The organism is Pseudomonas sp. SID14000 (assembly GCF_002165135.1).
Taxonomy (GTDB): domain Bacteria; phylum Pseudomonadota; class Gammaproteobacteria; order Pseudomonadales; family Pseudomonadaceae; genus Aquipseudomonas.
The window spans coordinates 176,020-188,912 of record NZ_NFZQ01000001.1 but is presented as its reverse complement, the minus strand read 5'-3'; the positions used below and the strand labels follow the sequence as shown (position 1 = coordinate 188,912).

Sequence of the window (12,893 nt, the reverse complement as noted above, 5' to 3'; positions counted from 1 at the left end):
GTTGTTGTTTTCAGAAGCTGAAGTCGACCTTGGTCCAGAAGGTCCTGCCTGGCTCGTTGACCGGTTGTGGATCGGTTGCCGGGTAGCCGAACCCGGCGTTCCCGGCCAGGTTCAAGTGCTCGGCGTAGGTCTTGTCGAACAGGTTGTCGACCCCTGCGCTGAGCTTGAGGTGGTTGCTTACCTTGTAGGCGCCATTGAGCGAGAACACGCCGAAGCCGGCGCTCTTGTCGTAATCCTTGCCGACCACGTTGCCCTGTTTCTCGGCGATGCGGTTCTGTTCCGCCACCAGCCGCCACAGTGCGCCGACGCTCCACACATCGCGGCTGTAGGTCAGGCCCAGGCGGCTTTCCAGGGGCGGCATTTGCGGTAGTGCTGTGCCATCACTGCTGTTCTTGCCCCAGGCATAGGCCAGCGTGGCGTCGGCTTTCCAGTTTTCTGTCAGATGGTAGGCCGCGCCCAGTTCGCCGCCCATGATGCGGGCGTCGATGTTGCGAGCCCGGGAGCTCATCCCCTGGTAATCGAACAGGATGTAGTCGCGGATCTGCCCCATGTAGCCGGACGCCCAGGCTTCCATGCGCTCGTCGCGGTACTGGATACCGAAGTCGAGCTGGGTGGTCTTCTCCGGCTTGATGCTGTCGAAGGCATTGACCGACCCTGCGGGGCCGCCCGCCGAAAACAGCTCCCAGTAGTCGGGGAAGCGTTGCGCATGGCCGAGGCCGATGTAGGTGGTGGCAGGCAGGGCTGCCAGGTCGTGCTCGTAGCGCACGAAGCCGCTGGGCAGCGTATCGGCGCGGGTGTTGCCGTTGGTGGCGCTGGTCGCGCGGAAGTCGCGGGCCGAGGCACGGTCCAGGCGGGCACCGCTGATCAACCGGTCCTCACCGCTGACGTACCAGGTCAGCTCGCCGAAGGCACCATAGTTGTGGAAGTCGGCGTCCTTGGTCCACGCCTTGCCCTTGTGCGCGTCCACACCCATGCCACTGCGCTTGCGATGTTCGTTGGTCTGCGCGTCGATGCCGCCGATCAGCTGCACGTCGGCCCAGCGCCAGGTGGCCTTTATGCGTGCGCCCATGGTGCGGCGGTCGACGTTGCTGACCATCGGCATGCCCATCATGCCGCTGCCCGAAGGCGTGCGCAGGCTGTAGTTGTCCATCACGTGGTCGGCGTAGTTGTAGTAGACCTGCGCCTCGACCTTGTCGAGCACCTCGCCGAGGTTGGACTTTTCAAAACGCAGGCCCAGGCTTTCGCGCTTGAACTGCGAGCCGTCCATGCCGCGCCCGGCATAGCGGGCTTCGCCATCGCCCTTGCCGGCGGTGAGCTCCAGCAAGGTGTCCTGGTCGGGCGTCCAGCCGAGGGCGACATCGCCGTTCCATTTGTCCCAGCGTGACGGCACGGTGTTGTCACTGCCGTCGTGGTAGTCGTCCGAGCGCGACTGGTTGCCGACGAAGCGGGCGTAGGCCCGGTCGTTGCCAGCGGCCGTGTCCAGCACCTTGTCGAAGCGGCCGTTGGAGCCGGCCAGGAGGCTGGCGTTGACCCGGCTGCCGAGGGTGCCGAACTTCTCTGGCTCGCGCTCGAAGAGGATGGTGCCTGCCGAGCCACCCGGGCCCCAGATCACGCTTTGCGGGCCTTTGATCACGGTCAGTCGGTCGTAGGTTTCCGGCGAAATGTACGATGTGGGGGCGTCCATGCGGTTGGGGCAGGCGCCCAGCATGAGGCCGCCATTGGTGAGGATGTTCAGGCGTGAGCCGAACATGCCGCGTAGTACCGGGTCACCGTTGGTGCCGCCGGCGCGGATGGCCGAGAAGCCGGGGATGGTCTTCAGGTAGTCGGCGCCGTCGCTGGCCGGCACCGGCTGACGCGGGTCCTTGGGGTTGGTGACCACGGTCAGCGGCGAGCTAGGGGCCACGGCGGTGATCACCGTCGGGCTCAGCTCGGGGGCGTCGTGTGCATGGCCTTCATGGCCAGGGTCGGCGGCCAGGGCCACGGGCGCGAGCAGCGAGCCGCACACGGCGGCGATGGTCCCACGCAGGGACAAGGCAAAAACAGGGGTGCAGCCGGACATAATGATTCCAGTCGATCAGTCATGAGTCAGCGCGAAGCCTCCTGGCTCCGTGCGCAAAATGTGGGTTCAGACGTTGATCGAGGAGGGTGGAGCGCGGCTGCGCGCGCCGGGGAATACAGCCTGCCGGGCATGGCCCTGGCGCGTTGGGGCGAACAGGTGGGTGGTGGGGACGACGCTGTCGGCGCTGAGTGGGCTGAGGGCCTGGGGCAGGGCCGGGCAGTTGAACAACAGGCTGCAGTAACCGCATTTCTCCCACATCACATGCAGCTGGCCATCGCCAGCCTGGCCGTGATGGGTGTCGCCGCCATGCTGATGGGCGGTCGCCATCGGCATGTTCATCGGCATGTTCATCGGCATGTTCATGCCGGCGTGGTGGTCCATCGGCATCGACTGGGAAATCAGCGGGCCGATGAAGATCATCCACATGGCGAACAGGCTCAGCCATCCGCCACCGGCGCGCCTGCGGTCAGGGCGGGTGGTACGGCTGATGCTGTTGCGCGGCGTGCTCATGACGAGTGCCTTGAGCGGGTGATCAGTGCGCGTGTTCGTGGGTTTGCGGCTGGTCCGTCGGCGCCTGCTTCTGCACGGCCACATCGACGGTGATATCGCCGGCCTTTTCGAAGTGCAGGGTCAACGGGAAGCGCTTGCCATCGCTGAGCAGGCTGCGGTCCTTGGGCTGCATCAGCATCACATGGTAGGCGCTGGGGGCGAAGGTCAGGTCCTTGCCGGCGGGCACCACCACGCTGGGCACCTGCTGCATCTTCATGGCACCGCTGGCGCTCATGGCATGCTCGTGCAGTTGCGCGTCATCGCTGATGGGGCTGTCAACGCTGAGCAGGCGGTCGTCGGCCTGGCCATTGTTGTGCACCACGAAATACGCGGCGACGTTGGGGGCGTTGGGGGGCAGCTGCAGTGACCAGGGGTGGGCGATGTGCAGGTCACCCACACTGTATTCGTGAGCATTGGCAAAGGCGCCGGGCAGCAACAGGGCGGCCATGACGAGGGCGTGCTTGAGCATGGTGAATCTCCGTTTCTGTTCAGGTTCAGGCAGACAGCGTGATGAACTCAGGCCAGCGGAGAGGCACGGGGGTTGAGCGCCGGCCAGAGTTGGCGCGGCGTGGCGTGGTAGTCGGCGGGTGGCGGCAGCAGGCCGGTTAGCAGTATCGGCGGGTTGTGCAGCTGCGGCGGGTAGCCGGGCAAGGCCAGCAGCGGCGCGGCACCGGAGCAGCACCAGCAATTCATCATGCTGGCGCTGTCGTCGCTTTGCGGGCCGAGGTCGATCTTGGCCAGGGCCTGGACGTCGACCTTGGCCTTGTTGGCCATGCTGGAACAGAAGGCCCCCCACAGCAGCTGCTCGGCCGGGCCCTTGGGCGCGGCAGAGGACAGCGGCATGGCCAGCAGGTTGAACAGCACTGCAAGGCAGGCTATCCAGGCGATGTGCCGACGTGGGGGCATGGAGAGATCCGGTCAGGAATCGTGGTGGCTATTGTAAGGCCGAGTATAGGTAAAAATGGCAGGGTGCGGTGAAGTGACGCAGTTAGGTGGTTGAAGCAGGCTAAATCAATCTCACGCCTTGTTGCGGCCCATCAGCCCACGCACGGTCTCCTGCAGGTCCGCCGGCAGCACCACCACCTTGGCGTTGCTGCTGCCCGCCAGGTTCTCCATCGCCCCCACATAACGCTCGCCCAGCAGGTACATCGCCGGCACGGTCTCGTTGCCAACCGCGTCCTTGACCAGCGAAATCGCCCGCGCCGAGGCTTCGGCCAGGCTGATCTGCGCCTCGGCATCCAGCCTGGCCGCCTGCAAGCGCGCTTCTGCCTCGAGGATCGCCGCCTGCTTGGCCCCTTCGGCACGGGTCACGTCGGCCTTGCGCTCACGCTCGGCAGCCGCCTGGCGCTCCATGGCCAGTTGCATGTTTTCCGAGGGCTTGATGTCCTGGATTTCCACCGAGCGCACGGTCACGCCCCAGTCTTCGGTCTGCTCGGACATCGCCTCGCGCAGGCGCGCCTTGATCTGCTCGCGGCTGGACAGCGCTTCGTCCAGGTCCATGGCGCCGACGATGGCGCGCAGCGAGGTCATGGTCAGGCTGGTGACGGCGAAGGAGAAGTCCTGTACGCCATAGGAGGCCTTCTGCGGGTCGACCACCTTGGCGAAGCACAGGGCGTTGGCGACGATCACTGCGTTGTCCCTGGTGATGATTTCCTGCTGCTGCACATCGAGGATGATGTCCTTGGTCGGCAGGCGGTAGGCGACCACGTCCATGTACGGGATGACGATGTTCAGGCCGGGCTTGAGCGTGCTGTGGTAGCGGCCCAGGCGCTCGACGATCCATTCCTCGCCCTGGGGCACGATGCGTACCCCTTTGAATACGGTGATCAGGACGAACAGGGCAATGGCGGCGACGACTATTAAACTGGTCATGATGCGAAATTCCTTTTAGTGCGGATTCAGGCCCGGATGACCCGGACAGTATTCCCTTCGATGGCCGTCAGGCGCACCCGCTCGCCAGCCGCGATCTCGCTGTCGGCGATACAGGTCCATTCTTCGTTGCCGAGGATCGGCTTCTGGAAGCGTACGCGGCCTTTCTGGAACTCCGAGACGCCAGCGGTCAGCAGCCCCACTTCGCCGATCACGCTGTCGGCGGTCCAGCGCACGTCTGGCTGTTTGCGCCGGAACAGCTTGAACCACAGTGCAGTGGTGACTGATGACAGCAGCACCCACAGCAACACCTGCATGTCCAGTTGCAGGCTGGGAGCGGCCAGCGAAATGAGCGAAACCAGCACGGCACCGATGCCGAACCAGAGGATGAAGAACGTCGGCAGGACCAGTTCGAGCAGGATTAGCGCGATGCCGAAGACCAGCCAGATCCACCATTGCATTTCCATATGGGTAGCGCCTTCCGGGGGGAGTGCCGAGTTTAAGGCAGCAGGGCGGCACAGGGCCACTTCATGGCTTGAAAGAAAAGTCTGAAGTGGCCGTGGGAGCAATTGTCGTACGCAAATGTATGAACGTTGCCGTGCCCACAGTGGGAGCGGGTTCACCCGCGAACACCGGCGAAGCCGGTGCCATGCACCGCGTTGATTTCTTCCCGGGTAAACCCGCTCCCACAGGGATCCGCGGCGCGCTTACGGAATGTGTTGTCCGCGCAAGTCGAGTGTCGCAGCCAGGTCGGTTAGCGAGTCGAATGTCCGGTCCACATCCGGCAAAGCCGGTCGCTTCAGGATCAGCACAGGTATCCCCAGCTCACGGGCCACCTCCAGCTTCGGTTCGGTCGCCACGCTGCCGCTGTTCTTGCTGATCAGCACATCGATCTTGCGGCGCTGGAACAACGCCCGCTCATCCTCGATATGGAACGGCCCGCGCGCGCCAATCACTTCGCAGCGATCATTGCCAGGGCACGCCTCCAGCGCCCGCAAGGTCCAGAACTGGTCCGGCGGTATCTCATCCAGATGTTGCAGCGGCTCACGCCCCAGCGTGAACAAGGGGCTGCGAAACGGCTTGAGCGCCTCGATCAACCCTACCCAGTCCTCGACCTCGCGCCAGTCGTCCCCCGCTTGTGCCTGCCAGGCCGGGCGGCGCAAGGCCCAGCACGGAACGCCGGCAATGCGTGCTGCGTTGGCGGCATTGCGGCTGATCTGTGCGGCATAGGGATGGGTGGCGTCGATCAGCAACGTGATTCCCGCCTCGTGCAGGTAGTTGGCCAGGCCCTCGGCGCCGCCAAAGCCGCCGACCCGAACCTGGCATTGCAGGTCCTGCGGCACCCGGCCGATGCCCGCCAGGCTGTAGACATGCTGTGGGCCGAGACGGCGAGCGATGGCCAGGGCTTCGGTGACGCCGCCCAGCAACAGGATGCGCCCGTTCATTGCACACCCGCCCGGCCGACGATGCCACCCTGGCGGTCAATGGCGAACACCTCCACCTGCACCTGCGCCGGCACCACGCTGCGAGCGAAGGCCAGGGCATGGGCGCACACCGCGTCACCCAAGGGAATCCCGGCTGCATGGGCCAGTGCCAGGGCCTGCTGGCTGGTGTTGGCAGCAATGATCGCGGCCTGCAGCGCCTCATCGGCGCCGACGTCCGCAGCCCAGCCGGCCAGTTGCGGCAAATCGATGCTGGAGTGACGGCTGTGCAGGTCCATGTGCCCGGCGGCCAGCTTGCTGATCTTGCCGAAGCCGCCGCACAGGGTCAGGCGTGGCACCGGTACCTTGCGCAGGTGCTTGAGCACCGCACCGACGAAGTCGCCCATTTCGATCAGGGCAATTTCCGGCAGGCCATAGACGCGGCGCATGGTGTCCTCGCTGGCGTTACCGGTGCACGCGGCAATGTGCGTGTAGCCGTTGGTGTGGGCGACGTCGATGCCCTGGTGGATCGAGGCGATGTAGGCCGCGCAGGAAAACGGCCGCACGATGCCGCTGGTGCCGAGGATCGACAGCCCGCCGAGGATGCCAAGGCGCGGGTTCATGGTCTTCAGTGCCAGTTGCTCGCCGCCTTGCACGTTGACCGTGACCTCGAAACCGCCGGTGTAGCTGCATTCGTCCGCCAGGCGTTGCAGGTGTTCGCTGATCATGCGCCGTGGCACCGGGTTGATGGCCGGCTCACCCACCGCCAGCACCAGCCCCGGGCGGGTCACGGTGCCGACGCCGGTGCCGGCGACAAAACGGACGCCCGGTTCGGGCAGCAGGCGCACCTGGCTATAGAGCAGGGCGCCATGGGTCACGTCCGGGTCGTCACCGGCGTCCTTGAGCGTGCCCGCTTCGGCGCCTTCGCTGGTTAGGCGGCAGAACTCCAGGCGCATCTGCACCACCTTGCCCTTGGGCAGGGTGATGCTGACGGCATCGCTGCTCTCGCCGCCCAGCAGCAAGCGTGCTGCCGCCAGGCTGGTGGCAGTGGCGCAGCTACCGGTGGTCAGGCCGCTGCGCAGGGGAGCGGGCTGTTCGCGGGTTTCTTCACGCATCGGCGGGTTTCACCACGTCCAGCAATGTGATCGGCAGCGCCTGGCGCCAAGTGTCGAACGCGCCCAATGGCTGGGCATGGGCGACATGGATGCGGGTCAGCTCGCCGCCATGGCGTTCTCGGAAATGCGCCAGGGCCAGTTCGCTTTGCAGGGTCACCGCATTGGCTACCAGCCGGCCACCGGGGCGCAGGTTTGCCCAGCACAGGTCGAGAACACCTTCGCGGGTGACGCCGCCACCGATGAAGACAGCATCCGGCCGCTCCAGGCCCTCCAGCGCCGCCGGTGCCTGGCCGCAGACCAATTGCAGGCCGGGTACACCCAGCGCATCGCGGTTGTGCTCGATGAAGCCCTGGCGGCCTGCGTCGGCCTCGATGGCCAGGGCGCGGCAGGCCGGGTGGGCGCGCATCCATTCGATGCCGATCGAACCGCAGCCGGCGCCTACGTCCCACAGCAGCTCGCCGGGCTGTGGTGCCAGGCGGGCGAGGGTGATGGCGCGGACATCGCGCTTGGTCAGTTGGCCGTCATGGCGGAAGGCGCTGTCCGGCAGCCCGGCCAGCCGGTGCAGGCGCGGCGCCTCGGGCGACGCCAGGCACTCGATGGCTACCAGGTTGAGCGCGGCGACGTCGTTGTGCGGCCAGTCCTGCGCGGTGCCGGCCAACTCCCGTTCGTCCACGCCACCCAAGTGTTCGAAGACTCGCAGGCGGCTTGGCCCGAAGCCCCGCTCGCGCAGCTGCGTGGCAATTACGGCCGGGCTGTCGCCGTCGTTGCTCAGCACCAGCAGGCGCACGCCGCTGTGCAGGTGGGCATTGAGCGCTGCCAGGGGCCGAGCAACCAGCGATACCACCTGTACGTCCTGCAGTGGCCAGCCCAGGCGGGCGGCGGCCAGGGCGCAGGACGAGGGCATCGACAGCACACGCATTTCAGCGGCGGGCAACTGGCGCGCCAGGCTGGCGCCGACACCGTAGAGCATCGGGTCGCCGCTGGCCAGCACGCACACCGGCTCGCCGCGCAGGGCAAGCACCGGTGCCAGCGAGAACGGGCTTGGCCAGCCCAGCCGTTCGCCGGCCACGCAGCGTGGTAGCAAGGCCAGCTGGCGCGGGCTGCCGAAGATCCGCGAAGCGCCCAGCAGCGCGCGCCGGGCCTGCTTGCCCAGGCCGCTGAAGCCGTCTTCGCCGATACCTACAACTGTCAGCCAGGGTGCCATGGATACCTCTTCAAGATCCTGGGGCTGCTGTGCAGCCCATCGCGACACAAGGCCGCTCCCACAGGGAGTGGTGATCCCTGTAGGAGCGGCCTTGTGTCGCGATGGGGTGCGCAGCGCCCCCAAATTTCTGCTCAAACTCGAATGATGCTAGACCACCGGCTTTTCATGCCGCCGGACAAAGCAGGCATAATACCGCGCCTTCTACACTCAAGCGCATTTTCACAGATTGCCGGATGCTCCTTTGACCCAGGCCCATGCCACCCATGTATCGCCCCGTCCCTCGGCCTGCCCGGGGTTGTGGCGCATCGTCAGTGCCCGTGATGGCGGTATCTGCCGCATCAAGCTGCCGGGTGGCCTGCTGCTGGCCGACCAGGCCGATGCTGTGGCGGCGGCAGCCGAGCGTTTCGCCGGTGGCGTGATCGAGGCCACCAACCGCGGCAACCTGCAGATTCGTGGCATCGGCAGCGAGCATCGTGGCCTGGTCGAGACACTGCTCGCTGCCGGCCTGGGCCCACGTGATGCCGCCGGTGACGATGTGCGCAACCTGATGCTCAGCCCGCTGGCCGGGCATGACCCGGCGATGCTGCTGGACGCTCGGCCGCTGGCCGGGCAGATCCTCGAGCTGCTGGAAGGAACCCCGCGTTTTCACCAGTTGTCGGCCAAGTTCGCCGTGCAGCTGGATGCCGGCGAAAACCTGGCCATGCTCGAACACCCCCATGACCTGTGGCTGTCGGCCCTGCGTCTGGAGCAGCAGACCTGGCTGGCGTTTGGCCTGGCGGGTTGCCCGGCAGACGGCCTGGTGCTCGGCGCAGTGCCGGCGGAACAAGGCCTGGCACTGGTGCGTGCGGTACTGGAGCGCTTCCTCGACCTGGCCACCCCGGCACAGTCGCGCATGCGCCAGTTGCTCGAGGTGTGTTCGACAACCGATTTCATCAACGGGCTCGGCCTGGCCATCCGCCGCGACTCCGCCGTGCTCGCCTGGCGACGTGAATCGCACAACATCTCGTGGCTGGGCGTTCTGCCCCAGGCGCAGGGTCTGGCCTTGGGCGTTGCCCCGCCGCAGGGGCGCCTGACTCCGGCCATGCTGCGGGGCGCCGCGCGCGTTGCCCGTGAACGGGGCGATGGCAGCCTGCACCTGAGTCCCTGGCAAAGCCTGGTGCTGACCAGCCTGCAAGCGCAACACATCGACCATACCCAGGCCGAGCTGTCCGCGCTGGGCTTGCTATGCCACGACCATGAGCCATTGGCACGCATAAGCGCCTGCACCGGCGCCAGCGGCTGTGCCAAGGCCCTGGGCGAGACCAAGGCGGACGCCGTCATCCTGGCCGCACTGCTCGGCCCTGGCGTGCCCGGCAGCGTGCACCTGTCCGGTTGCCCTCGATCCTGCGCCGTGGCCCATGTTGCCCCGGCCACCCTGCTGGCCCGCGCGCCGGGCCGTTACGACCTGTACCTGCGTGATGCGCGCCTGCCGGGCTTTGGCGCCCTGCGCGCCACCGACCTTACCTTGAATGAAGCAGGCGCCATGCTCGACCTGCCGACGGAGCACCTTGATGATTGACTACATCCGCGATGGTCAGGAGATCTATCGCAACTCCTTCCGGATCATCCGCGAGGAAGCCCGACTCGAGCGGATCCCCGCAGACCTCGAAAAGCTCGCCGTGCGCGTAATCCACGCCTGTGGCATGGTCGACGCCATCGATGGCCTGCAGTTCTCCGAAGGCGCCGGTCGGGCCGGGCGCGAGGCGCTGCTGAACGGCGCGCCGATCCTGTGCGATGCGCACATGGTCGCCGAAGGCATCACCCGCGCCCGCCTGCCGGCCGACAACAAGGTCATCTGTACCCTGCGCGACCCGAGCGTACCGGGCCTGGCGAAAGACGCCGGCAACACCCGTTCCGCCGTGGCACTGGAGCTGTGGCGACCACACCTGGAAGGCAGTGTGGTGGTGATCGGCAACGCGCCTACTGCGCTGTTCTACCTGCTGGAAATGCTCGACGCCGGCGCACCCAAACCGGCGCTGATCCTCGGCTTTCCGGTCGGTTTCGTCGGCGCCGCCGAGTCCAAGGCGATGCTCGCTGCTGACAGCCGTGGCGTGCCGTTCGTGATCATGCAGGGCCGCCTGGGCGGCAGCGCGATGGCCGCCGCAGCGGTCAATGCCCTGGCCACGGAGGTGGAATGATGACACCGCGTGGACGTCTGTTGGGCCTGGGCGTAGGCCCTGGCGACCCTGAACTGATTACCCTCAAGGCCCTGCGCCTGCTGCGTGAAGCACCGGTGGTCGGCTACTTCGTGGCCAAGGGCAAGCGTGGCAATGCCTTCGGCATTATCGAGGCGCACCTGCAGCCCGAGCAGACCTTGCTGCCGCTGGTCTACCCGGTAACCACCGAAGCCTTGCCGGCGCCGCTGTCCTATGAACAGGTGATCAGCGACTTCTACGACGAGGCCAGCGTGCAGGTAGCCGAGCACCTGGATGCCGGTCGCGACGTGGCGGTGATCTGTGAAGGCGACCCGTTCTTCTACGGTTCCTACATGTACCTGCACGACCGCCTGGCGCAGCGCTACGAGGCCGAAGTGATCCCAGGCGTCTGCTCGATGCTCGGTGGCGCCTCGGTACTGGGCGCACCGCTGGTGTACCGCAACCAGAGCCTGTCGGTGCTGTCTGGTGTGTTGCCGGCCGAAGAGCTCAAACGTCGCCTGGCCGACGCCGACGCGGCGGTGATCATGAAGCTTGGCCGCAACTTCCCCAAGGTGCGCGAAGTGCTGGCCGAACTGGGCCTGGACGGGCGCGCACTGTATGTGGAGCGGGCAACCATGGCCAACCAGAAGATCGTGCCGCTGGACCAGGTCGACCCGCAGTCGTCGCCGTACTTCTCGCTGATCATCGTGCCGGGTGAAAAATGGCAGGGATGAACATGCACCGGGCACCGGCGATCGTCATCCTTGGCCAGGGCAGCCTGGCCACGGCGCAGCGTATCCAGCAGTGTTATCCACAGGCATCGATCCATGGCCTGGAAGGCCGGGTCGAGGGTGCCGACCTTTGTTACACCGCGTTCGGCGATACCCTGCGTGGGCTGTACCAGCAGGACACGCCGATCATCGCCCTGTGCGCCGCGGGTATCGTCATCCGCAGCCTGGCCAGCCTGCTCAGCGAGAAAGGTGTCGAGCCACCGGTACTGGCCGTGGCCGAAGACGGCAGTGCCGTAGTGCCACTGCTCGGGGGCCTTGGCGGTGTGAACGTGATGGCGCGCGAAATCGCCGAGGCATTGGGCGTTGCTGCGGCCATCACCACCAGTGGCGAATTGCGTTTCGGCACCTGCCTGCTGAACCCGCCGCAGGGCTATGCCCTGGCGGATATCGAGCAAGGCAAGCGCTTCGTCTCCGACCTGCTGGCTGGCGAGACGGTGCGCATCGAAGGTGACGCGCCGTGGCTGCAGCAGGCGCAGTTGCCTGCCAGTGAGGCGGCCCGGCGTACCATCCATGTGGGGCACCAGGCGCGTCCGGCCAGCCGCGACGAGCTGCTGATCCACCCGCGTTCGGTGGTAGTGGGTGTTGCTGGCGGTAGTCTGGCCAGTATTCGTTCGGCATTGCAGCAGGCCGGCATCGCCGAGCCTGCAGTGGCCTGCCTGCTGGCCGACGAGCAAACCATGGCCGATAGCACCCTGCACGAAGCGGCACAGGCCCTGGGTGTTGCCTTGCGCTTTGCCGCCAAGGCGCATGATTTGGCCGGCATGGTTGCTGCGGCATTGCCCGCTGCACAACTGATCGAGGTGGAAGACGTGGTCATCGCGGTAGCGCCTGCCCCGGTCGAGGTGGCACAGGTTGGCCGTCGTCGCGGTCGCCTGGCGGTCATCGGCCTGGGGCCGGGTGCTGCCGAACTGATGGTGCCGGCGGTCAAGGCTGAACTGGCGCGGGCCGAGGATGTGCTCGGTTACGAAACCTACGTGCGCATGGCCGGTCCGTTCCGTGACGACCAGGTGCTGCACTGCACCGACAACCGTGAAGAGATGCAGCGTGCCCGGCATGCCTTTCAACTGGCGGCCCAGGGCCGTTCGGTGGTGGTGGTGTCGTCGGGCGACCCGGGCGTGTTCGCCATGGCGGCTGCGGTACTTGAAGCGCTGCACGAGTCCACTGACCCGGCCTGGCACCGGGTGGATCTCGAGATTTTGCCGGGGGTGTCGGCCTCGCTGGCGACGGCCGCCCAGGCAGGCGCGCCGCTGGGGCATGACTTCTGCGTGATGTCGCTGTCGGACAACCTCAAACCGTGGTCGATCATTGAAAGGCGTCTGGACCTGGCGGCCCAGGCTGACCTGGTGCTGGCGTTCTACAACCCGATTTCCAAGGCCAGGCCGCACCAGCTTGGGGTGGCGCTGGAGGTCGTGCGCCGGCACCGCGAGGGGAACACGCCTGTAGTCCTTGGCCGTGACATTGGTAGGCCGGGGCAGACGCTGAAGGTCGTCACATTGGCCGAACTGCTGCCGGAAATGGTCGATATGCGCACCATGGTGTTGGTGGGCTCCTCGACAACCTGCGTATTTCCTCGCCTGTCGGGTGGAATGTGGGCCTACACGCCGCGTTGGTACCCGTCGGCCAACTAGTTGCACCGGAAACCCTTCAGCGCGCTGCATCGTGGGCGCGCTGGCTAAGGTGGTTGCCCCTGACTCAAGGGGCAACCATCTAG

At 66.3% G+C, this 12,893-nt stretch carries 13 protein-coding genes; 4 read left to right on the top strand and 9 right to left on the bottom strand.

The window, feature by feature from the left end:
• Nucleotides 1–10: 10 nt before the first annotated feature.
• The 9 genes from CAY82_RS00885 to cbiE form a co-directional block, all read right to left on the bottom strand.
• On the bottom strand, nt 11–2,059 hold the full coding sequence (locus CAY82_RS00885; RefSeq protein ID WP_087499543.1) for a TonB-dependent copper receptor: 2,049 nt from the start codon (nt 2,057–2,059) through the stop codon (nt 11–13).
• Nucleotides 2,060–2,125: 66 nt separating this feature from the next.
• Nucleotides 2,126–2,569: a DUF2946 domain-containing protein gene (locus CAY82_RS00880; protein WP_087499542.1), complete on the bottom strand. Its 444-nt coding sequence runs from the start codon at nt 2,567–2,569 to the stop codon at nt 2,126–2,128.
• Between the two features lie 22 nt (nt 2,570–2,591).
• Nucleotides 2,592–3,077, bottom strand: a complete 486-nt coding sequence (locus CAY82_RS00875; RefSeq protein ID WP_087499541.1) for a copper chaperone PCu(A)C — start codon at nt 3,075–3,077, stop codon at nt 2,592–2,594.
• 47 nt (nt 3,078–3,124) lie between these two features.
• Nucleotides 3,125–3,514: a DUF2946 domain-containing protein gene (locus CAY82_RS00870; protein WP_087499540.1), complete on the bottom strand. Its 390-nt coding sequence runs from the start codon at nt 3,512–3,514 to the stop codon at nt 3,125–3,127.
• A gap of 111 nt (nt 3,515–3,625) precedes the next feature.
• Nucleotides 3,626–4,480 (bottom strand): SPFH domain-containing protein, encoded by an 855-nt coding sequence (locus tag CAY82_RS00865; RefSeq protein ID WP_085720933.1) that lies wholly within the window; start codon nt 4,478–4,480, stop codon nt 3,626–3,628.
• Between the two features lie 26 nt (nt 4,481–4,506).
• On the bottom strand, nt 4,507–4,944 hold the full coding sequence (locus tag CAY82_RS00860) for an NfeD family protein (RefSeq protein WP_087499539.1): 438 nt from the start codon (nt 4,942–4,944) through the stop codon (nt 4,507–4,509).
• Between the two features lie 240 nt (nt 4,945–5,184).
• Entirely contained in the window at nt 5,185–5,922 is a 738-nt protein-coding gene (locus CAY82_RS00850) for a cobalt-precorrin-6A reductase (protein WP_087499538.1), read from the bottom strand.
• On the bottom strand, nt 5,919–7,013 hold the full coding sequence (locus CAY82_RS00845; protein WP_087499537.1) for a cobalt-precorrin-5B (C(1))-methyltransferase: 1,095 nt from the start codon (nt 7,011–7,013) through the stop codon (nt 5,919–5,921). The genes CAY82_RS00850 and CAY82_RS00845 overlap by 4 nt, the downstream gene beginning before the upstream one ends.
• Complete coding sequence (gene cbiE / locus CAY82_RS00840) at nt 7,006–8,217, bottom strand: precorrin-6y C5,15-methyltransferase (decarboxylating) subunit CbiE (protein ID WP_087499536.1); 1,212 nt, start codon at nt 8,215–8,217, stop codon at nt 7,006–7,008. The genes CAY82_RS00845 and cbiE overlap by 8 nt, the downstream gene beginning before the upstream one ends.
• 226 nt (nt 8,218–8,443) lie before the next feature.
• Here cbiE and cobG point away from each other — a divergent pair, with 226 nt between their 5' ends.
• Genes cobG through cobJ form a run of 4 tightly spaced genes read left to right on the top strand, consistent with a single transcriptional unit; the run spans nt 8,444 to nt 12,810 of the window.
• A complete protein-coding gene (gene cobG, locus CAY82_RS00835) occupies nt 8,444–9,775 on the top strand; it encodes a precorrin-3B synthase (RefSeq protein WP_170931005.1) in 1,332 nt (443 codons plus the stop codon).
• Nucleotides 9,768–10,394 carry a precorrin-8X methylmutase gene (locus tag CAY82_RS00830; RefSeq protein WP_003257545.1) on the top strand — a complete coding sequence of 209 codons (627 nt, stop codon included), beginning with the start codon at nt 9,768–9,770 and terminating at the stop codon, nt 10,392–10,394. Before cobG ends, CAY82_RS00830 begins: the two co-directional genes overlap by 8 nt.
• Nucleotides 10,391–11,125: a precorrin-2 C(20)-methyltransferase gene (locus CAY82_RS00825; RefSeq protein WP_170931004.1), complete on the top strand. Its 735-nt coding sequence runs from the start codon at nt 10,391–10,393 to the stop codon at nt 11,123–11,125. The genes CAY82_RS00830 and CAY82_RS00825 overlap by 4 nt, the downstream gene beginning before the upstream one ends.
• Nucleotides 11,113–12,810, top strand: a complete 1,698-nt coding sequence (gene cobJ, locus CAY82_RS00820; protein ID WP_087499533.1) for a precorrin-3B C(17)-methyltransferase — start codon at nt 11,113–11,115, stop codon at nt 12,808–12,810. Before CAY82_RS00825 ends, cobJ begins: the two co-directional genes overlap by 13 nt.
• Nucleotides 12,811–12,893: the final 83 nt, after the last annotated feature.

Bases quoted from the DNA above. Each gene is read 5' to 3' on its own strand.
- CAY82_RS00865 (WP_085720933.1), bottom strand. From the start codon at position 4,480: ATGACCAGTTTAATAGTCGTCGCCGCCATTGCCCTGTTCGTCCTGATC.
- cobJ (WP_087499533.1), top strand. From the start codon at position 11,113: ATGGCAGGGATGAACATGCACCGGGCACCGGCGATCGTCATCCTTGGC.
- cbiE (WP_087499536.1), bottom strand. From the start codon at position 8,217: ATGGCACCCTGGCTGACAGTTGTAGGTATCGGCGAAGACGGCTTCAGC.
- CAY82_RS00825 (WP_170931004.1), top strand. From the start codon at position 10,391: ATGATGACACCGCGTGGACGTCTGTTGGGCCTGGGCGTAGGCCCTGGC.
- CAY82_RS00850 (WP_087499538.1), bottom strand. From the start codon at position 5,922: ATGAACGGGCGCATCCTGTTGCTGGGCGGCGTCACCGAAGCCCTGGCC.
- CAY82_RS00880 (WP_087499542.1), bottom strand. From the start codon at position 2,569: ATGAGCACGCCGCGCAACAGCATCAGCCGTACCACCCGCCCTGACCGC.
- CAY82_RS00860 (WP_087499539.1), bottom strand. From the start codon at position 4,944: ATGGAAATGCAATGGTGGATCTGGCTGGTCTTCGGCATCGCGCTAATC.
- CAY82_RS00845 (WP_087499537.1), bottom strand. From the start codon at position 7,013: ATGCGTGAAGAAACCCGCGAACAGCCCGCTCCCCTGCGCAGCGGCCTG.
- CAY82_RS00830 (WP_003257545.1), top strand. From the start codon at position 9,768: ATGATTGACTACATCCGCGATGGTCAGGAGATCTATCGCAACTCCTTC.
- CAY82_RS00885 (WP_087499543.1), bottom strand. From the start codon at position 2,059: ATGTCCGGCTGCACCCCTGTTTTTGCCTTGTCCCTGCGTGGGACCATC.
- CAY82_RS00870 (WP_087499540.1), bottom strand. From the start codon at position 3,514: ATGCCCCCACGTCGGCACATCGCCTGGATAGCCTGCCTTGCAGTGCTG.
- CAY82_RS00875 (WP_087499541.1), bottom strand. From the start codon at position 3,077: ATGCTCAAGCACGCCCTCGTCATGGCCGCCCTGTTGCTGCCCGGCGCC.